This is a genomic window from Pseudoalteromonas sp. SaAl2 (assembly GCF_052947895.1).
Genome location: NZ_CM129605.1, coordinates 181,875 through 207,544 on the forward strand (window position 1 = coordinate 181,875; position 25,670 = coordinate 207,544).

At 36.0% G+C, this 25,670-nt stretch carries 26 protein-coding genes and 1 pseudogene; all 27 read left to right on the forward strand.

Going from position 1 to position 25,670, the window contains the following annotated elements; all coding sequences use genetic code 11:
- The first annotated feature begins 22 nt into the window (after positions 1-22).
- The 27 genes and pseudogenes from wecB (at position 23) to ACU8V8_RS00975 (ending at position 25,599) form a co-directional block, all read left to right on the forward strand.
- The gene (gene wecB, locus ACU8V8_RS00845; protein ID WP_446888507.1) at positions 23-1,144 is read left to right on the forward strand and encodes a non-hydrolyzing UDP-N-acetylglucosamine 2-epimerase; all 1,122 of its coding nucleotides are present in this window, start codon (positions 23-25) and stop codon (positions 1,142-1,144) included.
- A gap of 163 nt (positions 1,145-1,307) precedes the next feature.
- Complete coding sequence (gene wecC / locus ACU8V8_RS00850; RefSeq protein WP_446888508.1) at positions 1,308-2,573, forward strand: UDP-N-acetyl-D-mannosamine dehydrogenase; 1,266 nt, start codon at positions 1,308-1,310, stop codon at positions 2,571-2,573.
- Entirely contained in the window at positions 2,573-3,763 is a 1,191-nt protein-coding gene (locus ACU8V8_RS00855; RefSeq protein WP_446888509.1) for a hypothetical protein, read from the forward strand. Before wecC ends, ACU8V8_RS00855 begins: the two co-directional genes overlap by 1 nt.
- 9 nt (positions 3,764-3,772) lie before the next feature.
- Entirely contained in the window at positions 3,773-4,264 is a 492-nt protein-coding gene (locus tag ACU8V8_RS00860; protein WP_446888510.1) for an acyltransferase, read from the forward strand.
- On the forward strand, positions 4,265-5,509 hold the full coding sequence (locus tag ACU8V8_RS00865; protein ID WP_446888511.1) for a hypothetical protein: 1,245 nt from the start codon (positions 4,265-4,267) through the stop codon (positions 5,507-5,509). It begins immediately after the preceding gene.
- The gene (locus ACU8V8_RS00870; protein WP_446888512.1) at positions 5,506-6,711 is read left to right on the forward strand and encodes a glycosyltransferase family 4 protein; all 1,206 of its coding nucleotides are present in this window, start codon (positions 5,506-5,508) and stop codon (positions 6,709-6,711) included. The genes ACU8V8_RS00865 and ACU8V8_RS00870 overlap by 4 nt, the downstream gene beginning before the upstream one ends.
- Entirely contained in the window at positions 6,686-7,435 is a 750-nt protein-coding gene (locus ACU8V8_RS00875; RefSeq protein WP_446888513.1) for a polysaccharide lyase, read from the forward strand. Before ACU8V8_RS00870 ends, ACU8V8_RS00875 begins: the two co-directional genes overlap by 26 nt.
- A complete protein-coding gene (pssD, locus tag ACU8V8_RS00880; protein WP_446888514.1) occupies positions 7,428-7,922 on the forward strand; it encodes a PssD/Cps14F family polysaccharide biosynthesis glycosyltransferase in 495 nt (164 codons plus the stop codon). The genes ACU8V8_RS00875 and pssD overlap by 8 nt, the downstream gene beginning before the upstream one ends.
- Positions 7,919-8,374, forward strand: a complete 456-nt coding sequence (gene pssE / locus ACU8V8_RS00885; protein WP_446888515.1) for a PssE/Cps14G family polysaccharide biosynthesis glycosyltransferase — start codon at positions 7,919-7,921, stop codon at positions 8,372-8,374. Before pssD ends, pssE begins: the two co-directional genes overlap by 4 nt.
- 211 nt (positions 8,375-8,585) lie before the next feature.
- The gene (gene wecA / locus ACU8V8_RS00890) at positions 8,586-9,488 is read left to right on the forward strand and encodes a UDP-N-acetylglucosamine--undecaprenyl-phosphate N-acetylglucosaminephosphotransferase (protein WP_446889560.1); all 903 of its coding nucleotides are present in this window, start codon (positions 8,586-8,588) and stop codon (positions 9,486-9,488) included.
- A gap of 258 nt (positions 9,489-9,746) precedes the next feature.
- Positions 9,747-9,866, forward strand: a complete 120-nt coding sequence (locus tag ACU8V8_RS00895; protein WP_446888516.1) for a transcription termination/antitermination NusG family protein — start codon at positions 9,747-9,749, stop codon at positions 9,864-9,866.
- The gene (gene rfaH / locus ACU8V8_RS00900) at positions 9,823-10,236 is read left to right on the forward strand and encodes a transcription/translation regulatory transformer protein RfaH (RefSeq protein WP_446888517.1); all 414 of its coding nucleotides are present in this window, start codon (positions 9,823-9,825) and stop codon (positions 10,234-10,236) included. The genes ACU8V8_RS00895 and rfaH overlap by 44 nt, the downstream gene beginning before the upstream one ends.
- A 1,550-nt stretch (positions 10,237-11,786) precedes the next feature.
- Positions 11,787-12,902 carry a polysaccharide export protein gene (locus ACU8V8_RS00905; RefSeq protein ID WP_446888518.1) on the forward strand — a complete coding sequence of 372 codons (1,116 nt, stop codon included), beginning with the start codon at positions 11,787-11,789 and terminating at the stop codon, positions 12,900-12,902.
- Between the two features lie 9 nt (positions 12,903-12,911).
- Positions 12,912-13,346, forward strand: coding sequence for a low molecular weight protein-tyrosine-phosphatase (locus ACU8V8_RS00910; RefSeq protein ID WP_446888519.1), 435 nt, complete (start codon positions 12,912-12,914; stop codon positions 13,344-13,346).
- 14 nt (positions 13,347-13,360) lie between these two features.
- Positions 13,361-15,600 (forward strand): annotated as a pseudogene (locus tag ACU8V8_RS00915) (polysaccharide biosynthesis tyrosine autokinase).
- A gap of 701 nt (positions 15,601-16,301) precedes the next feature.
- Positions 16,302-17,444, forward strand: a complete 1,143-nt coding sequence (locus tag ACU8V8_RS00920; protein ID WP_446888520.1) for a dTDP-glucose 4,6-dehydratase — start codon at positions 16,302-16,304, stop codon at positions 17,442-17,444.
- A 73-nt stretch (positions 17,445-17,517) separates the two neighbouring features.
- Positions 17,518-17,880, forward strand: a complete 363-nt coding sequence (locus ACU8V8_RS00925; RefSeq protein ID WP_192532739.1) for a four helix bundle protein — start codon at positions 17,518-17,520, stop codon at positions 17,878-17,880.
- 8 nt (positions 17,881-17,888) lie between these two features.
- Complete coding sequence (gene rfbA, locus ACU8V8_RS00930) at positions 17,889-18,809, forward strand: glucose-1-phosphate thymidylyltransferase RfbA (RefSeq protein ID WP_446888521.1); 921 nt, start codon at positions 17,889-17,891, stop codon at positions 18,807-18,809.
- 3 nt (positions 18,810-18,812) lie between these two features.
- Positions 18,813-19,895, forward strand: a complete 1,083-nt coding sequence (locus tag ACU8V8_RS00935; protein ID WP_446888522.1) for a DegT/DnrJ/EryC1/StrS family aminotransferase — start codon at positions 18,813-18,815, stop codon at positions 19,893-19,895.
- A 124-nt stretch (positions 19,896-20,019) separates the two neighbouring features.
- On the forward strand, positions 20,020-21,459 hold the full coding sequence (locus ACU8V8_RS00940; protein ID WP_446888523.1) for a lipopolysaccharide biosynthesis protein: 1,440 nt from the start codon (positions 20,020-20,022) through the stop codon (positions 21,457-21,459).
- 131 nt (positions 21,460-21,590) lie between these two features.
- Positions 21,591-22,775 carry an ATP-grasp domain-containing protein gene (locus tag ACU8V8_RS00945; RefSeq protein ID WP_446888524.1) on the forward strand — a complete coding sequence of 395 codons (1,185 nt, stop codon included), beginning with the start codon at positions 21,591-21,593 and terminating at the stop codon, positions 22,773-22,775.
- Between the two features lie 4 nt (positions 22,776-22,779).
- On the forward strand, positions 22,780-23,052 hold the full coding sequence (locus tag ACU8V8_RS00950) for a hypothetical protein (protein WP_446888525.1): 273 nt from the start codon (positions 22,780-22,782) through the stop codon (positions 23,050-23,052).
- 143 nt (positions 23,053-23,195) lie between these two features.
- Positions 23,196-23,732 carry a hypothetical protein gene (locus ACU8V8_RS00955; protein WP_446888526.1) on the forward strand — a complete coding sequence of 179 codons (537 nt, stop codon included), beginning with the start codon at positions 23,196-23,198 and terminating at the stop codon, positions 23,730-23,732.
- A 50-nt stretch (positions 23,733-23,782) separates the two neighbouring features.
- Positions 23,783-24,019 carry a hypothetical protein gene (locus tag ACU8V8_RS00960; RefSeq protein WP_446888527.1) on the forward strand — a complete coding sequence of 79 codons (237 nt, stop codon included), beginning with the start codon at positions 23,783-23,785 and terminating at the stop codon, positions 24,017-24,019.
- Entirely contained in the window at positions 23,973-24,332 is a 360-nt protein-coding gene (locus ACU8V8_RS00965; RefSeq protein WP_446888528.1) for a GNAT family N-acetyltransferase, read from the forward strand. The genes ACU8V8_RS00960 and ACU8V8_RS00965 overlap by 47 nt, the downstream gene beginning before the upstream one ends.
- 297 nt (positions 24,333-24,629) lie before the next feature.
- Positions 24,630-25,073 (forward strand): glycosyltransferase family 2 protein, encoded by a 444-nt coding sequence (locus tag ACU8V8_RS00970; RefSeq protein ID WP_446888529.1) that lies wholly within the window; start codon positions 24,630-24,632, stop codon positions 25,071-25,073.
- A gap of 85 nt (positions 25,074-25,158) precedes the next feature.
- Complete coding sequence (locus ACU8V8_RS00975; RefSeq protein ID WP_446888530.1) at positions 25,159-25,599, forward strand: hypothetical protein; 441 nt, start codon at positions 25,159-25,161, stop codon at positions 25,597-25,599.
- The last annotated feature ends 71 nt before the right edge of the window (positions 25,600-25,670 follow it).

The window sequence follows — 25,670 nt, forward strand, 5'->3', positions numbered from 1 at the left end:
GTATAGAAAAATGAAAAACTTAATGAAAAAAGTTTTACTGGTCTTTGGTACACGCCCTGAGGCAATAAAAATGGCGCCTCTTGTACATGCGCTGAAGAATGATGAGCGATTTGATGTAAAAGTGTGTGTAACAGCGCAGCATCGTGAGATGTTAGATCAGGTTCTAGCATTGTTCAAAATCACTCCTGACTACGACTTAAACTTAATGAAAACAGGCCAAACCTTACCGGAAGTAACAAGCCGTATTTTGCAGGAGTTAACACCTGTACTTAAAGAATTTAAACCAGATGTTGTGTTAGTACATGGTGATACTGCGACCACTTTTGCTTCAAGTTTAGCCGCTTATTATGAGCAAATAGCGGTAGGCCACGTTGAAGCCGGATTACGTACCGGTAATATTTACTCACCTTGGCCAGAGGAAGGTAACCGTAAATTAACTGGTGCATTAACAAAGTTTCATTTTGCCCCAACAGATACGTCTAAAGCGAATCTTTTAAAAGAGAGTTATGCGAATGAAAGTATATTTGTCACTGGCAATACAGTTATTGACGCTTTACTTCTGGTGAAGCAGCAAATAGAAGACGATGCAGAACTAAGTAATATACTAGCTACGCAATTTCCAATGCTTGACGAAAGTAAAAAGCTTATTTTGGTTACAGGTCATCGTCGCGAAAGTTTTGGTGGTGGGTTTGAGCGTATTTGTGAAGCACTAGCACAAACAGCCAAAGAGCACCCTGATGCACAAATACTTTACCCAGTACACTTAAACCCAAATGTACAAGAGCCAGTAAAACGTATTTTAAAAGATGTTGATAACGTACATTTAATAGAGCCACAGCAATACTTGCCATTTGTGTATTTAATGAATCGCTCACACATTATTTTAACTGACTCCGGTGGCATTCAAGAAGAAGCGCCAAGCCTAGGTAAGCCAGTACTGGTAATGCGAGATACAACAGAGCGCCCTGAGGCGGTAGAAGCGGGAACAGTAAAATTAGTTGGCACTGATGTAATAAAAATAACCACAGCACTAAATGAGTTACTAGCGGATGAAGCTGCCTATAAAGCAATGAGTCGTGCTCATAATCCGTATGGTGACGGCCAAGCATGCCAACGTATCTGCGATATATTAGCAAAAGAATAGCGCAGGCGTATGTTTTCCCCATGCACACTCTTACAAAAAATAGTTTGGCAAGTTTAAATATATACATATAAAACTTGCCATAAATACTTTACAACCAGAATTTGTAGAACCTAGAACCTAGAACCTAGAACCTAGAACCTAGAACCTATTTAAAAGGATACCTATGTCATTTAATGTAATTTCAGTTATTGGTCTAGGCTATATTGGCTTACCAACAGCGGCAATGTTTGCTTCTCGAAAAAAGAAAGTGATCGGCGTAGATGTTAATCATAAAACGGTTGATACAATTAACCGTGGCGAAATTCATATAGTCGAACCAGATCTAGATATGATCGTACATGCAGCAGTGGTAGAGGGGTACTTAAAAGCAACGACTTCACCAGAGCCTGCGGATGCTTTTTTAATTGCTGTGCCGACACCATTTAAAAATAATGAGTCAGAAATACCAGAGCCAGATTTAACGTATATTAAGAAAGCGAGCGAAGCAATCGCTCCTGTACTTAAAAAAGGTGATTTAGTAATACTAGAATCTACCTCACCAGTTGGCGCTACAGAGCAAATGGCAGAGTGGTTAGCAACAGCTCGTCCTGATTTGACATTCCCACAAGTTGCCGGCGAAGACTCTGATATAAATGTAGCTCATTGTCCAGAGCGAGTACTGCCAGGCCATGTTGTACGCGAGTTAGTTGAGAATGATCGTGTTATTGGCGGGATGACCTTAAAGTGCTCAAATCGCGCGATAGAGCTTTATAAAATGTTTGTGCAGGGCGAGTGTGTAATAACTAATGCACGTACAGCTGAAATGGCTAAGTTAACTGAAAATTCCTGTCGTGATGTGCAAATTGCGTTTGCAAATGAGCTTTCTATTATTTGTGAGCAGTTGGATATAAACGTTTGGGAGTTAATATCTCTTGCTAACCGTCATCCTAGAATCAATATACTTCAGCCTGGACCAGGCGTGGGCGGGCATTGTATTGCTGTTGATCCTTGGTTTATCGTAAGTAAAACACCTAATGAAGCGAAGCTAATTCATCAAGCTAGGTTAGTTAATGATAGTAAGCCTGAGTGGGTTGTAGAAAGTGTGAAAAAAGCTATTTCGGAACACTTACTTATGAATCCTAATAAGTCTGCATCGCAGATAACAATAGCTTGCTATGGGCTTGCATTTAAAGCTGATATTGATGATTTACGGGAAAGCCCAGCTATGACAATAGTTGAAAAGATATCAAAACTTAACCTAGGTACTATCTTAGCTGTAGAACCCAACTTAAATAGTTTAAATGCAGTAATTGATGGTGTTGAAATGACCGATTTTAATACCGCAACTAATAGTGCAGATATACATGTCTTTTTAGTAGAGCATACTCAGTTTAAAAATTCAGCTAAACCAAACGGTATCGTTGTTGATACAAAAGGGCTCTACATTTAATGAAACAGAAAATAAGCAAATTTATTACTGCTAATAAATCATTTTTTATTATGGCGCTATCATCTTTGCTTTATTTTATGGCAACATTTTTAGCAAAAAAAACAATGAACGAAGGTGACTTTTATTATTGGAATGTACTATTAACGATTAGTGCAATTTCATATTCCTTTTGTTTTTTTGGCTCGGAACAACTTTTTCTTAGGTGTGGTGAAGTCAAAGGAACTCAATATCAAATACCAAAAAGTATATTGAAAGTTATGTTTGTTAGTTTTCTACTTTATTTAATTGGTTTCTCTCTACTTACTAACATAATGTTGTTTAGGGTTGGGGACTATTTGTTGACCGCTTTAGTTGCACTATTAAGTGCTAGCAGTGTGTTTGCATATAACTTATTACGTATTACCAAGTGTTTTACTGCATCTCAATTTATAAATAACTTTTGGAAAATTGCTCTATTCTTTGCAGTGTTGATTGCAAATGGTTCAAATGTAAAAGAGTCATTATATATAGCGTTGGCTCTTTGCTCATTTATTACTGTGGGTGTACTAATTAAGTTGTTTTCACATTTAAAAATAACGAGTGAGACACCAACTAATTTAACATCTCTATTTTTTAGTTTTTCAATGTCTTTGCTAGTGTTGGTGCTTTTAAATAACTTCGATAGAGTTTTTGTTGAAAAGCTATTTGAAAAAGAGCAATTCTCAAGTTATGTATATTTACTATCGTTACTTATAATGCCCTTTAGTATTATATCTTCGTATATAGGGTTTAAAGAAGTTGCAGCATTAAAAACTTGTTATATTAAAACGGAGTTTAATAAAAAGGTACTACTTGTAACTTCAGGTCTGTTAATCGCTTTTAGTGTTTGGTTTGTAGCTCTACTGGTGTTCAGTAGTTATTTAGAACTAACAATTGAACTTAGCTATTTCTTACCATGTTTAATTATTGTTATTGTCAAATCAGTGTATTCCTTGTATTCAGCTCTGTTTGGTTTGAAAGGAACTGCAAAGCAAATTCAAGTGTCTAATTTAGTTACTATTTTGGCGGTTGTTATTAGTCTTGTTTTCTCATGTTTTATAATAAACGAGCAGCCTTCTTTGATTTTATATACAGTGGCGGTTGTTTGGTTCAGTAGATTATTAACTTTCATTTTTTTTGTTCGCCATCAATCAAATTACCAATTAGCGTAAGGTGTTATCATGAAGTATGAATTAATTTTGTGGTATCAATTTTTCTTAAAAAATATACCAGGAAAAATTGGTTGTTACCTAAGGGGTAAGTTGTTACCTAGTAAATTAGGTAAGCAAAGTATGCTATGGGATCAGGTGCAAATTGATTATCCAAGTAAACTAACTATTGGTGAAAATACATCGGTAAATCGCGGCTGTATTATTAATGCTGGGGGAGGAGTGCATATTGGTAATGATGTACTCATAGGACCTAACGTAACAATTTATAGTCAAAACCACATGTTTAAAAGTAAAACAGATAAAATTAATCAACAAGGCTATGACTACAAAGCGGTGATTATTGAAGATGATGTCTGGGTTGCCAGTAATGTGATTATTCTGCCGGGGGTAACAATAGCAAAGGGAGCTGTAGTGGGTGCTGGCAGTGTTGTAACCAAAAATGTTATGGAATACGAGGTTGTAGGTGGTAATCCTGCAAAATCGATATCAAATAGACAGTAAATGAAATACCTATTTCCAATCATACTTTCTTTAATTTGTTTATTGCTGGATAACTATATAGCAATTTATATTGTCTTTTTTATATTGACAGTATTTACTTGTGTCAATAGCAAAAAACTTGAAAGGCCTTTTGTTTTTTTTATAACCTTCTATTTAATGGTGGCGTTACTCAATATCTCCACATGGAGAGGTTATACGGATGTATATACACTAAAATTATATTTTTTTGCATTTTTGTGTTTATGTATGCCTCTAATGCTAAATTTTAATATTAAAAAAGATATTCGAGTTCGGTTAGGGCGTGATAAAAACTTTGTTTTACTCGGAGTCGCTTTACACCTAGCAATAGTTTACTTATGTGTTTTATATATTTACGGAACTAAAGGGCCGATTATATTAAATCAAAGCTTAAGATTTGGAGTGCCGACAGCGATAGAGTACATAATAAAATCTGCTCTTCCAATTGCAGCGTTTGTTCCTTTGATGAAGGCAAGGAAGCACTTCCTTCTTGTCAGTATTATTGTACTGCCTGCTATACTTATGGGGTATCGAGGGACATCAGTATTAGCGTTAGTTTCTTATTTAATTACGTTATGGTATGTCAATGGTTGTAAGAATAAGCTTTTAGGTAAAAAAAATAATAGAAATAAAACCTACTATTTTTTAGGGCTCATATGTTTTTTAATTGTTTTCACGGGGTTTTATCTAAGACGAACGGGAAGTTCTGAGCTAGCCACCGTGGATGTTCTTATTGATATATATTTTGACTATAACTCACCGCTTTTATATTTAATTATTCCTTTTTATTTAGGCTTTAAAGAAACTATTGGATTATCAAATAAACTAATCTCAGAAAATATTACAAATAATATAAATGATTACCCATTATTCTTTGCCGATCTATTTACAGTATTACCAGGGGAAAGGCTTGCCGCTGGGCAAACATTAGGAAAAATTTTTGGAACAGTCGAAGGTGGAGGGTTAACCCCTGGTATCTTAGGTGGCTTGTACATTGATTATGGTCTGTATGCATTTTTGTTTTTAATTGGTATGGGGGTGCTCTTTAAGCTTATAATTGTGCAGGCCTACAGAAATTTGCTTTTCATCCCTGTTTATACATTATTGCTCACGCAATATATCCACCTATTTCATCGTGGTTTTTTAAAGCCAGAATACGTTACGTCACTACTTATTGTTGTATTCTATTTTTTAATGTTAAATAAAATAAAGATTTATAAAAAATGAAAATTTTACATGTTTTATACACCTACTTTCCTGATGTGACAGGCTCGACGATAAGAAGTGAGGGGATAGTTAGTAGTCAGAAAAAAAATGGCAATGAAGTAACCGTTATAACCTCGCCTTTTCAGCAGGGAAATTCAGATGACAAAGTTGAATTTATTAACGGCATCGAAGTACATAGAACTTATAACGAAGGGCGTAAGCTTTCAATATCAGAAGAACGAGTCAGCTTATTGAAAAGGTTAAAAAAAATATTTTATGTTTTTCCTTTTACATCCGCTATATATAAGTTAAGCAAAGAAAAAAAAATTGATGTGATTCACGCGCATAGCATGTTTTTTTGCGCATACCCAAGCTATGTAGCAGCTAAACTACTAAAAGTACCTTTTGTTTATGAGTTTAGATCTGTTTGGGAAGAAAGGTTTAATAATAGACTACAAAACAAGCTTATAAAAAAGTTAGAGACGTGGGCATTAAAATTAGCCGACTCAGTGGTGGTTATAAATAATGGATTAAAAGATGAGCTCGTAGGGCGCGGGGTTAAAGAAGAAAAAATTAGCGTGGTTCCAAATGCTATTTCAAATAGTGTTATTGAATTGTCAACGAACTTTGAGGCACCTAAAGAAATTAATTCATTTGGATATATTGGTAACTTTAGCGAGATTGAAGGCCTAGACATCTTAATTAATGCATTTTCAGATGCTTTTCCTAAAGATGCGAGTAATGCAAATAAGTATACATTGCACTTTAATGGAAGAGGTCCATTTGAAGCTAAATTAAATAAGTTGATTAGCGATAAAAACGATCCACGAATAGTCAATTATGGCTCATTTACTAGAGATGAACTAGTCAAGGTGTATCAGTCAGTTGATGCGGTTGTGATTCCAAGACTAAATTTAAAAATATGCAATACAGTCACTCCCTTAAAGCCATTAGAGGCTATGGCATTTCGACGATTATTTATGGGGAGTTCCGTAGGCGGTATTGTTGAAGTCTGTGGCGGTGAAAGTAATAATAATGGTATGTTTTTTAAACCAGAATCGGTTTCTAGCTTGAGTAAACTAATGCGCTCTACTACAGAAGAGTTAAATAAAAATATTATAGTTAACGGAGCGAATTATGCGCACACTGTTCGTACTTGGGACAATATCTCTAGTTTTTATGTTAAAGCATATGATTATGCCAAACATGGCGTATGCAAATAACTACTATTGCGAAGAAAAAATAGCGGTTGGAGACGTAACTAATAAGCTAATAGACTGCTTGCTTAGTGATAAAAATATATCTCCCATTAAATTAGACAATAAGCTTGCTTATAAAGTGGCCGTTATACCTACTGATTATGGTAGTGAAAGAGTCATTAGGGTTTTTGATCTCGACAAAGGCTATTCTAATTTAGAGTTAAGCTTTGACTTTAGTTTTGGTGAAAATTTTGATTTTGCAAAAGGCGGGAAGTTATTAGGATTGGCGCCAGAGCATATTTTATCCGGAGGTATGGCTAGAGGCGATAAATCTGTCAAAGGATGGAGTGTCAGAGCTGTATTTGGAAAGTCTGGTGCATTAGGGGTTTACTATTATCTACCAAATGATAAGCAAAGCTATGGAAACTTTTTTTATTTAAATAAGGTAAACCTTAAAGTTGGTGAAACTTATAAAGCTACATTAAATGTGGGCATCAATACTAAACAGCAAAATGGTAAAATTTGTTTTTCTGCAAGCCAATATGTACAAGGTAATTCACAACTTTTAAATGAAAAATGTAAAGATGATCTAACCTTTTCTAATGATCTAAAGCAGCCTGATATTATAACCAAGCTTCTGTTTAGTTTTTTTCATGGAGGTCATTCGATAAGTTACAAGCCTGACTCCATATCGAATGTAAATTTTTATAACTTGGAATTGAAAACGGCAGAAGGTAAAAATGATTAAAACAATAGTTTTAACTTATGGTTCAGGTGGTCATCAAGAACAAATTAGAAGGCTTGTAAGTCTATTAGCAGAATCAACAACAGAAGAAATACAATTTGTTGCTATTACTGATTCTACCTCTAAATTAGCCACTCAAGAGCAGGTGGTAGAGTATATAAGGTTTAAAGAGCTGAGAGATAAACAGAGTACGCTCAAAACATTAGTATTCTTAATACCCACTTCTTTAAGTCAGATATGGGCAGTATATAAGCTATACCGGAAATATAATATAGTCGGTGTACTTTCGACTGGACCAGGTGTCTCATTTTTACCTACACTTATATTGCATTTTCTTAAGGTCAAAACGGTTGGTTTTGAAAGTTGGTCTCGTTTTTCTGCACCTTCCTTTTCTGGTCGGTTTTTATCTAAGTTTGTGAACTTGTTTTATGTGCAAAACAAAACTATGAAGAAATTTTATAAATCGGCAATTTATAAAGGTAGATTATGAAGGTTTTTGTAACAACAGGTACTACTGAGTTTGGGCCGCTTATTGATGCTGTAGTAGCGTTAAGTGAAGAGTATGAAATTATTGTTCAATCGCCTATTAGCAAAACTTCAACATCTAAAAACTGCAAATTTTTCACCTTTGTGGATGACATTTCTACATATTATCAATGGGCAGATTTAATTATAACACATGCTGGTGCTGGCTCAGTTTATAAACTACTGGAACTCGGCAAGCGGATCGTAGTTGTGCCTAATTTAACAAGGAAGGATCAACACCAGTCTCAATTAGCTGATTATGTGAGAGATAGTAACTTTGGTTCTGTATGTTATAATTTAGAGCTGTTAGGTGAAGTACTCAAAGAGTCTGACTCTAAGCAATTCTCTACTTATCACAAAGAGTGCTTTGATGATATCAATAGTATTTTAGAGCTATTTAAATTAAAATATAGATAGTTACTTTCTCATGCTCACCACCTTATCTTTATGGTACTTAAATGTTAATTGATTTTTTGTTGATATTCTTTTTCGCGTTGGCGTCGCTATTTTTATTGCGTAGAGTCGCGCGAAAAGTTGGTTTGGTAGATAAGCCAAATGATAGAAAAAAACATAGCGGAAATGTCCCATTAGTGGGGGGGTAGCTATTTGTATTACGATTGTCCAATACATCTATAACAACCCTGACTTGCTAGAAAATTCCACCCTATTTATAACAAGTATTAGTATCTTGACATTTGTAGGTGCGTTGGATGATAAATTTGATCTTAGCGTTAAATTAAGGATGCTAGTTCAAACCTTAGTATCTATAGCTATGGTTTATTATGCAGGCTCAGAGCTTGGCGTTTTAGGAAATATCTTTGGCTTTGGGAATATAACCTTAGATAGTTTTGCTGTAATTGTTACGGTATTTGCTGTTACGGGCTCAATTAATGCGTTTAATATGGTTGATGGAATAGACGGGCTGTTAGGTGGGCTATCAGTTGTTACATTTAGTAGTTTAGCCATATTACTTGGTTCATCGGGTGAGCTTAATTTAGCGTACTTATGTATATTAATCGTCATTACAATGTTGCCGTATATCATTATGAACTTGGGTTTGATTGGGCATAAACGTAAAGTATTTATGGGGGACGCCGGTAGTATGATGATAGGCTTTACTGTAATTTGGCTACTTATCACTTCGAGCCAGCCTGACCAAGCTGCAGCAATTAGACCTGTAACGGCACTTTGGTTAATAGCTGTTCCATTAATGGATATGGTTGCTATTATGTTCCGACGTATAAAGCAGGGCAGCTCGCCATTTAAGCCTGATCGTGAACATTTACATCATGTATGTCAAACCCTAGGCTTGTCATCTAAGCAAACATTAGTATTCATATGTTTCATAGCATCGCTATTCGCTGGTATAGGAATTATGGGCGAAATACTACAGCTGCCAGAGTATTATATGTTTTATGGTTTTCTGTTTTTGTTTATAATTTACCTAATTATATTGGTGAATTACTGTAATTTTATGAACTTTATTAGAAGGATGCTTAACCTTCCTAAGTTTGACTTTGACATTGAATAAGTACTAGATTCTTTTACTTTCCTTAGTGTTACTGAGTGTCGGTATGGCATTTTCATTATAAATTAACAGGACTATCTACTAGCAATATCAATTTAGACAGTACCGTTATTCAAAACCCAAGTTTGTACTAGCTTATAAAAACATAGCTTTTTAGTAAGCTTTTATAGACACAGTACTGATTAAACACGTATAATCCCGCCGTCTGTGGCAAAATTAAAAATAATCATCAGACGTAAAGTCAGTATTTTAGGGATTGATATGGATAGTTGGTACTTATTATTTTGTAAACCTCGTCAGGAAGCACGAGCGAAAATTAATTTACAAAACCAAGGGATTGAGGCTTTTTTTTCCTCTTCTAAAAACAGAAAAACTCGTTAAAGGTCGTCGTACTGTTAAAGAGTCTGCGTTATTCCCAAACTATTTATTCGTTCGTTTGAATTCACAAAACTGTAACTTTTCTGCGGTAAAAAATACCCGTGGCATCAGTGGTTTTGTGTCGTATGGTGCGTCATATCAAATAGTACCTGAGCAGTTGATCAGCGAATTACAAAACTTTGAACCAAATTTAAATACCAACGACCTGCCAAATGCGGGTGATTTAGTGTACCTGAATAACGGTTCATTCAAAGACGTACAAGCAATATTTAAAGAGCCAGACGGCGACATGCGCAGCATATTACTAATTAATCTACTAAACCAAAAAATAGAAGTAACAGTAGATAATAAAGATATAAGAAAAGTAGGGTAAAAGGTTAAAGGTACTAGGAAGAGAAAGGTTCTAGGCCCTAGGGAAGTGACTAGCGCCTATGCTTTAAACGTAGGAGCAGGCTTTAGCCGCGAAAGTGATATATTCACAAAGAGGCTAAGAGACGCTGCGCTTAAGAGATGCACAGGAAGGCGTTAGAGAAGTAACATATTTATTTTGTCTTCTCATTTCCACTCATTATCTTCTCTTTGTGCAAAGGTGATTTACGTAGGAGCAGGCTTTAGCCGCGAAAGTGCTAAAGTGATATATTCACAAAGAGGCTAAGAGACGCTGCGCTTAAGAGATGCACAGGAAGGAGTTAGGGAAGTAAAATATTTATTTTTCTTCTCATTTCCACTCATTATCTTCTCTTTGTGCAAAGGTGATTTACGTAGGAGCAGGCTTTAGCCGCGAAAGTGCTAAAGCGATATATTCACAAAGAGGCTAAGAGACGCTTCGCTTAAGAGATGCACAGGAAGGCGTTAGATAAGTAACATATTTATTTGTCTTCTCATTTCCACTCATTATCTTCTCTTTGTGCAAAGGTGATTTACGTAGGAGCAGGCTTTAGCCGCGAAAGTGTTAAGTGATATATTCACAAAGAGGTTAAGAGACGCTGCGCTTAAGAGATGCACAGGAAGGCGTTAGAGAAGTAACATATTTATTTTTCTTCTCATTTCCACTCATTATCTTTTCTTTGTGCAAAGGTGATTTACGTAGGAGCAGGCTTTAGCCGCGAAAGTGTTAAGTGATATATTCACAAAGAGGTTAAGAGGCGCTGCGCTGATGAGGTGCAAGCGAAGGAACTAGGTTCTAGGAAAGAGATTAGGAGCTATGGAAGTGAAATATATTTTTATCTTCTCATTTACTCTCATTTACTTCTCTTTGTGCAAAAATGGTTTTAGCGAAAGACTTTGACCTTGCACCTTAAAACTTAAAGTTAATCAGTACGTAGGAACTGCAACCTAGGGGCGGAAGCGTGTCCGAAGGACTAGACAAGCAAATAGTTTTGCTTTCAAGCTGGAGCGAGAGGAGCTCTGCGACGAACTGGAACGTGAAGCGTGTCCGAAGGACTAGACAAGCAAAATTTTTAAGTGATTTATTCACAAAGAGGTTAAGAGGCGCTGCGCTGATGAGGTGCAAGCGAAGGAACTAGGTTCTAGGAAAGAGACTAGGAGCTATGGAAGTGAAATATATTTTTGTCTTCTCATTTACGCTCATTTACTTCTCTTTGTGCAAAAATGGTTTTGTTTAGGTGAACTTTAACCTTTAACCTTTAACCTTTAACCTTTAACCTTTAACCTTTAACCTTTAACCTTTAACCTTTAACCTTTAACCTCGTACCTTGAAACTAATTAACCTAGAACCTAGAACCTAGAACCTAGAACCTTTTAACTAAATTTACAAAAAAAATTACTCGCTTGCTTGTTTACTGTACAACCAACCTTGCACAGTAAACAGAGCCATGCTTTAATTAGCCAGCGAAAATATAACAGCACATATCAATAACTAAGCTGAAAGTTTTAGAATTTTATAATATTTGGGAATATACAATGGCGCTAAGCTGTAAAACACTTGTGGCATCACTTACCTTGCTCACAATGACAGGTTGTACAATCATCCCCGGTAGCCATTTCGAAGGAATCGAATCGGGTGAACAAACAAAAAACCTTGAGCAAGACCTTGAAAAGGTCAATATCCAAATAATTGACTCCTCGTTGATTTATCAACAAAAACAAACCGCTAAAAAAGCTAAACCACCTTCGAGCCTTGATGGCATTGATACCAGCGATTATCAATACAAATTAGGTGTGGGCGACGTACTTACCATTGGCGTTTGGGATCACCCAGAGCTAACAATACCCGCTGCTGTACAGCGTACCGCTGAGTTTGACGGCTTTCGCGTGCAAGCCGACGGCACTATTACCTATGCGTATGCACCAAATATTCAAGCGGCAGGTAAAACCGTACAAGAGGTTCACACTGAATTAGTAAAACGCCTAAGCCGTGTGATTGAAGACCCACAAATCGACATAAAAGTAGTAGGGTTCAGAAGCCAAAAAGCCTATGTAACTGGCGAAGTATCAAAGCCTGGTGTTTACCCAGTAACAGAAATCCCATTAACTTTAATTGATGCACTAAACCAAGCCGGTGGTTTAACCGATGCTGCTGACTGGCGCACGGTGACCTTTACCCGTGGCGACAAAACAGAAGTCATTAAGCTTGATGACTTTTATGCTCATGGTGATATTTCACAAAATCGTTTATTACAACATGGCGACATAGTGCACGTTAGCCGTAATGACCTACAAAACGTATTTGTATTAGGTGATGTAAAACGTGCAGGTTCTGTTGGTATTAACCGTTACGGTTTAAACCTAGCCGAGGCACTAACAAATTCTGGTGGCTTAAACGAAAGTACAGCCGATGCAAACGGTGTATTTGTATTACGTAAACGTGATTTACAACGTGATGGTGTAATAGCTGATGTTTACCAGTTACATGCTAAAAACGTAGCTGCACTAGTGTTGGCTGAGCAGTTTGAATTACAACCACACGATATTGTATATGTTACATCAGCACCGCTAGCCCGCTGGAACCGTGTAATAAGCTTATTACTACCGTCTATCGCGACAGTTGATTCTATCGACGATTTAGCAACTAACTAAAGGAATGCGATGTTTGATTCTATCTTAGTGGTGTGTGCGGGTAATATTTGCCGCAGCCCGACTGCAGAGTACGTACTGAAAAGTAAGCTTGAAGGTAAACAGATTAAAGTGTCATCAGCCGGGTTAACCGCACTTGAAGGTAAGCCAGCCGATGCAACGGCAAAACAAATTGCCGCGCCGTATGGCATAAATATGGATGCGCACCAAGGTCGCCAACTCAACTCAAGTCTAGTGGCACAAAATAGTGTAATTTTAGTGATGGAACAACGCCATTTAACTGATTTATGCAGCCGCTACCCAGAGGCCCGAGGTAAAACGTTTTTACTTGGTAAATGGTTAGGCGATATAGAAATTCCCGACCCTTATAGGCAAAGCCTTGAAGCATTTGAACACGTATATGAATTAATCGATAGCGCTTGTAGCGCTTGGCAAAAGTATTTATAAGGATAGGCTAGTACATGAATGCTCAGCCCAATGCAATAGCAACAAATAAGCAAAATCGCACAAACGAACAAAACCCAATCCAAGAAATTGACTTAATGGCGCTATTAGGCGCATTGCTCGATCGTAAATATTTTATCATTGCAATAACTGCTGTGTTTATGTTTGTTGGTGTAGTATACGCCGTACTCTCTACCCCAATATACCAAGCTACAGCAATGATCCAAGTTGAAGATAGCAGTGGCTCAGTACCAGGGTTTGATGACATGGCAGGCATGTTTGAAAGCACCTCTGCCGCGGTGACCGAAATCGAACTACTAAAATCACGCTCTATCATAGGTGAAGCGGTTGATACCCTAAAGCTTGATATAATTGCTCAGCCCAAATGGTTCCCCTTTATTGGTGGCCGTGCATTTCGTAAATTTACCCCAATGAGTGAAGGTGATTTGGCTGAACCGAGCTTTGGTACGACCTCCTACGCTTGGGGCGGTGAAAGCATTGATGTATTTAGGTTTGATGTACCAAAATCTGAGATTGGTGCTGGTTTTACTCTACAAGCACAAGAGAATAATAGCCTTGTGTTATTAAACGGTGAAGGTGAACAGGTTTTAGCAGGTAAAGTAGGGCAAGAGCTTACAAACGGTAAATTAAACCTAACTGTGCGTAGCTTAAATGCCCGCGCTGGCACTGAGTTTATAATTAGCCGCAGAGATCGCCTCAATACAATTTTAGATTTACAAAAAGATATAGGCGCGAGTGAAAAGGGTAAAGACTCTGGCATTATTAACTTAAGCCTGCAGAGCGCACAACCCAATTACGCTGAAAAAGTGCTTGATAAAGTAGCGGCTATTTATGTACGCCGTAATGTTGAGCGTAATAGTGCAGAAGCACAAAAGTCCCTTGAGTTTTTAGAGGTGCAACTCCCTGAAATAAAAAAACAACTTGAGTACGCTGAAGAGCGCTTTAATGACTACCAAATAAAACGTCAATCAATCAATATTACTCTTGAGACACAAGGTGTATTAGAGCAAGTTGTAAAACTTGAAACTAAATTACAAGAGCTAGAGCTAAAACGCCTCGAGCTAAGCCGTAAATTTAAAAAGACCACCCAACCTACCAAGGCTTGGTTGAACAAATTCGCGCTGTTAATGCACAAAAAGATGAGCTAGTTGGTGAGGTAGGTAACCTACCAGAGACTCAGCAAGAGCTGCTGCGCTTAAAGCGCGACGTAGAAGTAAGTAATCAAATTTATACCCTACTCCTTGCCAAAACCCAAGAGTTGGATATTGTACGAGCAGGTACGGTAGGTAATGTACGTATTATTGACTACGCTGAGGTAAATACCTCAAAGCCAGTTAAGCCTAAAAAAGCACTGATTGTTGTTATGGCAACCATGCTAGGTGGTATGTTGGCTGTTGCGATAGTGCTAGTACAAAAAGCCATGCATAAAGGCGTTGAAGACCCTAACGAGATTGAAGCTATAGGCCTACCTGTATACGCCAGCGTACCCTACTCAGATTATCAAGATAAACTCACAGGTTTTAGCAAAGCCCGTAAAAATAAAAATAAACCTAAATCTATATTAGCGCTTGATAACCCAGCAGATTTATCAATCGAGGCATTACGTAGCCTACGTACCAGCTTACATTTTGCGATGATGGAAGCTAAAAATAACCTTATAGCAATATCAGGCCCAAGCCCGGGTGTAGGTAAATCATTTATATCGGTGAACTTAGCCTCAGTACTCGCGCAAAGCGGTAAAAAGGTGTTAATCATCGATGCCGATATGCGTAAAGGCTACCTGCAAACTCAATTCGGCATAAATTGGGATGATGGCTTGAGTGATTACTTATCAGGGCGTTTAAACCTTGCACAAGTTACCAAACCAACTCAAGTTGATGGTTTAAGTGTAATTACTCGTGGGCAAATACCGCCAAACCCGTCTGAACTACTAATGCACGCTAATTTTAGCAAATTAGTGGAAGAGGTAAGTGCTGAGTACGATTTAGTAATTATAGATACGCCACCTATTTTGGCAGTAACAGATCCGGCAATTGTTAGTGCTCATACTGGTACTACACTATTAGTGACGCGTTTTGGACAAAATCATATTAAAGAAATAGAGCTAACCCGTAACCGCTTTGAGCAAAATGGCACCGACGTAAAAGGTGTGGTATTTAATGGCGTAGTTAAAAAAGCCAGCAACGCTTACGGTTATTATGGTTACTACAACTACGAATATAAATCGGATAAATAAATGAAAGGTACTAGGTGTTAGGGAAGAGACTAGGACCTAGATCCTAAAATTTAGCTCCTATTTATTAAAACGTAGGAGCAGGCTTTAGCCGCGAAAGTGCTAAGTGATTTGCTCACAAAGAGGTTAAGAGACGCTGTGCTTAAGAGGTCAGGAGAAGGAGCTAGGTTCTAGAGAAGTAAAATATATTTTTGTCTTCTCATTCCCACTCATTCACTTCTCTTTGTGCAAAATGGTCTTCGTAGGAGCAGGCTTTAGCCGCGAAAGTGCTAGGTAATATATTCACAAAGAGGTTAAGAGACGCTGCGCTTAAGAGGTCAAGGTAAGGAGCTAGGGAAGTGAAATATATTTTTGTCTTCTCATTGGCACTCATTCACTTCTCTTTGTGCAAAATGGTCTTCGTAGGAGCAGGCTTTAGCCGCGAAAAAGTAAAGCTTCACACAGAGAGTACAGAGTTCACAGAGGAAAAAGTTAATGTAGCGGTGTGCACTAAGCCCGCAGCTCGTGGCTTTTATCCTCAGTTCCCTCGGTGGTAAAGTGGTTTGTAGGCTCGGGTTTATCCCGCGCTTAAAAAGTAAAAATGGTATTCGTAGGAGCAGGCTTTAGCCGCGAAAGACTTTAACCTCGTACCTTGAAACTGATTAACCTAGAACCTTCATACCACACAGTAGCAGATAGTAAATTTGATATAGAAAGGATTGATTTTGAAAATTCTCGTTACAGGTGGAGCTGGATTTATTGGCTCTGCAGTCGTTCGTCATATAATTGAAAATACACAAGACTCAGTTGTTAATTTAGATAAGTTAACTTATGCTGGCAATTTACAGTCCTTGGAATCGATTGAAAGTAGCGACCGTTATTCATTTGAAGAAGTAGATATTTGTGATCGCGCAGAGCTTGACCGTGTGTTTAAGCAGCATACACCAGATGCAATAATGCACTTGGCAGCAGAAAGCCACGTGGATCGTTCAATAACTGGCCCTGCTGAGTTTATTCAAACAAATATTGTTGGTACTTATACCTTATTAGAGGCTGCTAGAGAATATTGGAATACACTAGATACACCAGCTAAACAAGCTTTCAGGTTTCATCATATATCAACAGATGAAGTCTATGGCGATTTACCACATCCAAGTGATATTTATGATGATGAATGTTTACTGGTGAATGGTGAATTTAGTAGTGATGAATTAAAAATTAAAAATTTACCTCTTTTCACTGAGCAAACCTCTTATGCGCCAAGTAGCCCATACTCGGCAAGTAAAGCATCAAGTGATCATTTAGTACGTGCTTGGTTACGTACGTATGGCTTCCCTACAATCATAACTAATTGTTCAAATAACTATGGGCCTTACCACTTCCCTGAAAAACTGATTCCATTAGTCATACTTAATGCACTTGAAGGTAAAGAATTACCTATTTATGGCAAAGGTGACCAAATTCGTGATTGGCTCTATGTTGAAGATCATGCACGTGCTTTATACAAGGTAGTGACTGAAGGTAAAGTGGGCGAAACATATAATATTGGTGGTCATAATGAAAAACAAAATATTGAAGTGGTGCAAACCATTTGTGAAATACTCGATGAACTAGCACCAATGAAGGATAAAAATGATCAATTAAGCATTAACTATTCATCATTAATAATTAATGTTCCTGATCGTCCTGGTCATGATCGCCGCTATGCTATTGACTCAAGTAAAATGCAAAAAGAGCTCGGCTGGACACCAGAGGAAACCTTTGAAACGGGTTTGCGTAAAACGGTACAATGGTATTTAGATAACCAAGTTTGGTGTAAAAATGTTCAAGATGGTTCATACCAAAGAGAGCGATTAGGGGCTTTGTAATTTTAAGTTGTGAATGTTGAATTAGCTGTTAATTTTGAAACATTAATTTAAAATTGCATAACATGGAACGTGTATGGCAAAACAAAATGCAGTATTAGATAAAAGTTTTCAGTTTTCAATTCGTGTTGTGAAATTATATAAGTACTTGGTGAATGAGCATAAAGAGTTTGTGTTATCTAAGCAGTTACTTCGTTCAGGGACGTCAATTGGTGCAAATGTAAATGAAGCACAAGCAGCTCAGAGTAAGGCTGATTTTGTTGCCAAAATGAGTATTGCCAGCAAAGAAGCTCGTGAAACGCAGTATTGGATTAATTTACTCATTGAAACTGATTATTTAAATAGCAAAGAGCTATATGTAGAAACCTTACAAAAGGAAAGTAACGAGTTAGCTAAGTTACTAACAAGTATTGTAAAAACGTCACAGACTAACAAATAAGTATGGATATGAATAATTCAAAATTAAGCACTACAAATTCATCATTACGCAGTACCAAAGGAATTATATTAGCCGGTGGTTCTGGTACGCGCCTTTACCCAATAACTATGGGTGTGTCTAAACAATTATTACCCATTTATGATAAACCAATGGTTTATTATCCGCTGTCAGTTTTAATGCTGGCCGGTATTCGTGAAATATTGATTATTACTACACCTGAAGACCTTGACTCATTTAAACGCTTATTAGGTGATGGTTCACAGTTTGGTATTGAGCTTAGTTATACGGTACAACCGAGCCCTGATGGACTAGCCCAAGCATTTATTTTGGGTGAAGACTTTATTGGCAATGATGACGTATGCCTAGTGTTAGGTGATAACATTTTTTATGGGCAAGGTTTTACGCCTAAATTAAAGCATGCGGTAGAAAATGCCAAAAACGGTCAAGGTGCCACTGTTTTTGGTTACCAAGTAAAAGACCCTGAACGTTTTGGTGTTGTAGAGTTTGACCAAAATAAAAAGGCGATTTCTATCGAAGAAAAACCAACTAAACCCAAATCTCACTTTGCAGTAACAGGGCTTTATTTTTACGACAACTCAGTTATTGAACTGGCAAAAAAAGTTGAGCCATCTCATCGTGGTGAGTTAGAAATTACCTGCCTTAATGAAATGTATTTACAGAAAAGTAAACTTAACGTAGAGATTTTGGGGCGTGGCTTTGCTTGGCTTGATACTGGTACACACGAAAGCCTGCTTGAAGCCGCACAATTTGTAGAAACTATTGAAAAACGCCAAGGCTATAAAATAGCTTGCCTTGAAGAAATTGCATTTAACAATGATTGGCTTAATAAAGAAGAACTTAAAGAGCTAGCAAAACCGTTTTTAAAAAATAGCTATGGCCAATATTTAATGGAATTAATTAAAAATTAAATTATGATCTTACTCAATAAACCTCTCACTCCAGACCTAATAAAGCTGACAGCGTACTTAGCGCAAGTCAACGACAGTGGCTGGTACACAAATTTTGGGCCATTACATGAGCAACTGACTAAGCGCTTAGAAGATTACCTAGGTGTTGAAAACCTATTGCTTGTATCGAATGGCACATTAGCTATTCAGGTAGCTTGTAAAACATTGAACATCAACTCTGCAATAACTACTCCGTTCAGCTTTGTCGCTACAACGAGTTCTTTATTGTGGCAAGGTATTGAAACCGCATTTAGTGACATTGATGCAAAGAGTTATAACCTGTGTCCAAAAGCATTAGATAAAGCCCTAACACAAGACGATCATTATGATGGCGTTGTAGCTACCCATGTTTATGGTAACCCTTGTGATATAGAGTCACTTAAAAAAATAGCTAATAAGCACAATAAAAAAATAGTATATGATGCAGCCCATGCGTTTGGAATAAAGGTTGGTGATGAATCCGTACTCAATTTTGGCGACGCTAGCACATTAAGTTTTCATGCAACTAAAATATTCCACACGGTTGAAGGTGGCGCTATTGTTTTCAAGCATAAAGCAGATTATGAAAAAGCAAAACAGCTAATCAACTTTGGTCTTCAGGCTGATGCTAGTTTAGGCGAGCCTGGTATCAATGCAAAGCTTAATGAGTACCAATGCGCTGTAGGTTTAACTTTACTTGATAATATAGAGCAAGTAATAGAACACAGAGCATCACTATTTAATTTATATTGTGATGAATTAAAAGATATTGTTGAAATACCACAATGGCATGATAAAGCAAATGTTAATGGTGCTTACATGCCTATTTATATTGCTGATGAAACATTACAGCAAAACGTAATAGATGCCTTAGCAAGTAAAGACATTCAAAGTCGTCGTTATTTCACACCCTCACTTGATATTGCTTACAGCGAACTACACAGCTTTAGTAGTGATACTAGCCGGAAAACTGCGGGTGGTGTTGTTTGTTTACCTTTACATGCGTACATGAAAAATAAAGATGTTTTACAGGTGACCAGCGAAATAAAAGCATTAATGGTTAAATGAACTATTTAATTAATCATAATTGTTTTTTAGTTGTTGTTTAACCTTTGTTATCTAAACGGAGTTGCTGTCAAATGTTTGCTTGTTACTCAATAGTTTTATTAAATATAAAAAAGCATAAAGATAAATGAAGTCTACAGCCAATGGTTTAAAATGGAGTGCGATTGAACGCTTAGCTACCCAAGTAATACAGCTAATAGTCATGCTATATTTAGCAAGGCTATTAGGACCAGAAGCCTTTGGCTTGGTTGGTATGTTAGCTGTATTTATTGCAATCAGTCAGACTTTTGTTGATAGTGGTTTTTCATCAGCTTTAATAAGGCGCACTGAACGAACAGAGGAAGACTTTTCAACAACATTCTACTTTAATATAGTTGTTGGTTTTTTGTGTTACGCTATTTTGTTTGTGGCAGCTCCTTATGTAGCTAAGTTTTTTGAGCAGCCTGAGTTAATTAGTTTATTACGAGTATTAGCTTTAACGATAATTGTTAATAGCTTTGCTATTGTACAGCGTGCAAAACTGACTATAGGTATGGATTTTAAAACTCAAGCTAAAGCCTCGCTTATAAGTGTATTTGTTAGCTGTGGAGTTGGTATATATTTAGCTAACATTGACTTTGGTGTTTGGGCTTTAGTTGGGCAAACGATAACAAATGCAGCTTGTAATGTTATATTGCTTAACATTTACCTTAAGTGGTTACCTTCTACAGGGTTTAGTAAAAACTCATTCGATTATTTATTTGGCTTTGGTTCTAAGTTATTAGCAGCTGGTTTACTTGATACAATATTTAAAAATATCTATCAAATCGTTATAGGTAAGCACTTTAGTGCTGCTCAAGTAGGTTTGTTTACCCAGGCAAATCAATTAGCGAGTGTACCTGCAATGACACTAACTACTGTTATTCAGCGCGTCACTTACCCAATGTTAAGTAGCATACAAAATGATGTTGAGAAGTTTGAAGAAGCATATTTGTTAACCTTACGAATGGCTGCTGTTGTTGTGTTTCCATTAATGGTTGGCTTAGGTATAACAGCCATACCATTCATTACAATAACTTTAGGTAAAGAGTGGTTAGCGTCCGCAGAGTTATTAACAATTTTAACTTTGGGTTTAATGTTATATCCGATTCACGCTATTAATTTAAATTTATTAAATGTAAAAGGCCGTTCAGATATATTTTTAAAACTTGAAGTGATTAAGAAGGCTTTAATAGTTTTTATTTTATGTATAACAGTGCCGCTAGGTATTAAAGCTATTTGTATAGGCATTGTAATTAATTCTTATATTGCGCTGCTCATTAACTCATATTACACCGGACAGTTTAGTCGACTAAAAATAAGTAAACAACTCTTCGTATTGTTTCCTATCTGGGTTGCTGCTCTTACTTGTGCTTCAATAGCACATTTTATAGCTGTATATGTCGACTCTGTAAATGATATGAATGTTTATATACATCTATTGATTAATTTGGTTGTAATGCCTTTGTTATATATTATGGTGATTCGCGCCTCACAAAAAGACTTATATACTCAAATTTTAAATGCTATTTTTAGACAAAGCCCTTAAAAATACAGAGTGAAATAATAGTAACTTTGAACCTGTCACGTTAAAAAATTAATACGGTTCTTTGTAAAGCGGCATGTGACAGTCGTAAGGTCAGCTAGAGATATAAGAAAAATTATTGAAGGATTGAGAAAATGAAGAAAAAGATTTTAATATTGGGTGGTTCAGACTTTCAAATACCATTAATTAAATCAGCGAAAAAAGCGGGTTTATTTGTTATTACATGTGATTACTTGCCTGAAAATCCGGGACATAAATTGTCTGATCAATATATAAATGAGAGTACGACAGACCAACTCGCGATATTACAGGTAGCAAAAGATAATAAAATTGATGCGATAACAACATTTTCTTCTGATCCCGCGATACCTACAGTTGCTTTTGTTGCTGAAAAATTAAGTTTACCAGGTCCTAGTGCATTTGCCGCAAATTCATTTACTAACAAAAACTTATTTAGAGAGCTTTTAAAAAAAGCCAAATTAAATGTTCCAGATTTCTATATTACTGAAACTGAGGCAATCCCTGAAGGGTTAGATGAAAGTAAGAAATATATTGTTAAGCCGGTAGATTCATCAGGCAGTAAAGGTGTTCGTTTAAGCGACGGGTCGCGTCAAAATACTGAAGACTGTATTCGCTATGCTTTAAGCTTTTCGCGTAGTAAAAAATGTATCATCGAAGAATTTATAGATGGTCCTCAAATACATGGAGATGCGTTTTTACAAAATGGTGAATTAGTAGCTTCTTACATGGGAGATCACTACTTTTATACCGCCACGAATAGCTTCGTACCAATTTCAACCAGGTGGCCATCAAAAATCAATAAAGAATTATTCGAAAACTTAAAAGTTCAATTAGAGTCATTATCTGTTATTAGTGGTTATTTAAATGGTTCTATTAATATAGAAGCAAGAGTCTCAAGTGATAACAAAGTCTACATTATTGAAGTAGGCGCTAGAAATGGTGGAAATTTTGTTCCTATAATTCAAGAAAAATTAACTGGTTTCAATTATGTTGATGCGGTACTAAAAAATAGTCTAGGTAAACAAGTGCCTACTAATACAAGTGTCAAAAATGGGGTTGGGGCGTATTACATCGTCCATTCAAAAACTAAAGGGATTTTTAACAGCGTTAGCATTGCGCCTTCTTTAAAACCATTTGTTTTTTATGAGCAAAACTTTAAAAAGCAAGGTGATGAAGTTGAAGAATATTGCGGCTCTCATACCACGATAGGTATTTTGTTATTAGAGTTCCCTTCGATTGAAGTTCGAGATAATTATATGGATAATATAAATAATTTAGTGAGCGTTATTGTTGAGTAATAATATGAAAGAAATTGGTGGGTTTTTTGAATTAGACTTGCCTAAAGGTGAGCAATATCATACTAACGCTTTAAAGCTTAACTCAGCTAGAAACTGTTTTAAGTACCTATTACAGGCGAGTAAACCTACAAAAGTTTGGTTACCTGCTTATTGCTGCGATAGCCTTATAGAGCCTTTAACGATAGAAAATGTAGCATATGAGTTTTATTACATAGATAAACAATTTGACCCTGTTTCACTACCTAAATTAGGGGAGGGGAGCGTTTTCTTTATATAAATTATTTTGGTTTAAAGGATAAGTTTGTTAAAAAACTTATTGAACTTTACGCTGAGAAATTAATTGTTGATAATACGCAGGCATTTTTTAATAAACCGCCTTTAAATATAGATACTTTCTATAGCGCGAGGAAATTTTTTGGCGTGGCCGATGGCGGTTATTTATATACAAATAAAAAGATAAATAATGAATTAGAATATGATTTTTCTTCAAATAATATGACTCATGTTCTGGGTAGGTATGAGTTAAATGCATCTGATTTCTATAAACAATATCGTACATCGGAAAGTAGCTTAGTTAGCCAACCTGTTAAGAAAATGTCAAAATTAACCGAATCTCTAATGGGTATTATTGACTATCAACAAGCAGAGAAAAGACGAGTAGAAAACTTCACTTATTTAGCAAACGCATTAAGTAGCATTAATTTAATTGATATTCAAACGGAACAATCAGCTGTGCCAATGGTTTATCCATTATTAATAAAAGAAAATTTAAAAAACGAATTAATCAATAGTAAAATTTATATTGCTAGTTATTGGCAAGACGCTATTAAACGTGTTGATGAAAATAGCATGGAAGATAACCTTATAAGGTATTTAGTACCTTTACCAATTGATCAGCGATATAGCTTGGAAGATATGGATAGAATTTTAAAGGTTATTTTCTCTATATTAAAATGATTTGGTGTTTTATTTTTAGTGCCTTGAAACTATATCTCCCAGAGGTTTATATGTTAAATAACTTAAAAGTATTTTTAAGAGCAATCGAACTTGATGATTACAAAACATCTCTAGCTTGGCGACAAGATCCTGAAATATGGGGGATGGTAGTTGGCCGACGTTACTTTGTGTCAGAAGAAGCTGAAAAGCAATGGGTAGCAAAAGCAAGTACTTCACCTAATAACTTGAAGCTGGCCATTTGTGAAAAAGGAAACAGGGACTTACATAGGAAATATTTACTTAAGTAATATAGATTATTTTAATAAGTCAGGATCACTAGCTCTATTGATTGGTGATAAATCTTATTGGGGAGTTGGCTTCGGAAGAGAATCCATATTACTTATATTGCACCATGCATTTTATGATTTAGGGCTTGAAAGAATTGAGTCAAGGCAATTGCTTGATAATAAAGGATCTATACGAGTACATGAGAAGTGTGGTTTTAAAGCCGAAGGAAAGTTAAGAAAAGCGGCTTTTAAAAGTGGAGAATTAAAGGATCTGAATTTAATGTCGGTTATTCGTGAAGATTTTGATGAAATACTAAATAGTATTTCTAAGTAAGACTAAATTAGTGAAATACTAATTAAATTAAGTTGTTAGTTTTAGCTTGATTTAGGTATTAAAAAATAGCAGTGAATAGGTGTTAAATCTACTGATTGTGCGTAATAATTTATTACAATTAGAAAAAGTAAATTTTTTATAAAAGGCTTACAAAAACTAAAAGCAAGTACTATTATCTAAGTGCTATAATTCTTTTTTGTATAAAGTAATGAAACACTATTTTGTATATAACTACCATATTATAGATTTAGGTTATTCGTTTTTATAAAGTTAGCAGTGTTTATGGAGTGCAATTAGGTGCAGGATAAGAGTTTTAATATTAGTGACTTTAGGAAAAAGGAATTACCAACGGAAGAAGAGGTCATAGTAAATTGGCAAGGTGATATAAAAAAGCCAGTAGTAAGTGTGATTTGTCTTACATTTAATCAAGCTAAGTATATTGAAGATGCTTTTCGAGGTTTTTTAATTCAGAAAACTGACTTCGTTTTTGAAGTTATAGTGCATGATGATGCATCTACGGATGGCACTAGTGATATTGTTAGAGAATATGCAAAACGCTACCCTAAAATTTTTAAACCTATTATTCAAACAGAAAACCAATACTCGAAAGGAAAGAAAATCTCTTTGTTAAGTGCTGCTCATGCTAAAGGGGGGTATATTGCATTTTGTGAAGGGGATGACTTTTGGATAGAAAGCATCAAGCTGCAAAAACAGTACGACTCAATGGTAAAAAAAACCTGAGGTCAATATTTGTTTCACAAAAGGTTTGGGGCTAAAAAGTAATTACACAACTGAAATTATTTCGGATAATGGGCTTCGAGAAAAGATGATTAATGCTTCAGCAGTTATCTTAGGCGGCGGTTTTTTTATGCCAACAGCAAGCTTATTTATAAAGAGTAAAATTCTGAAAAATATGCCAGAATGGTTTAAAAATGCCCCCGTTGGAGATTATTATATTCAAGTCATTGCCGCAATGGAGGGAGGAGCTCTATATTTACCTATTAAAAGCTGTTGTTATCGTATGAATGCTGTGGGTTCTTGGACTAATAAGAATAAAAGCATAAATATCAATAGGTTAATAGAGTTGAGAATAAAGCATGATAAATGTTGTCGGCACCTCATGGATGCTTATGAAGGTCAGCGTTTTATATTAAAGTTACATCTTATTAAAACGAAAACTAAATTTTTATTAGGTTTTGTTAAGCGGTTAGAGTTATACAATTTTTATCATTTTTCTTATTATTTACTTACAGGAAAAAATAGTTGATTTATAACAACTATTTTTTATTTAGCATGTTTTTATTTTAACCTGTATAAATCAGAACTTTTTAACGCATA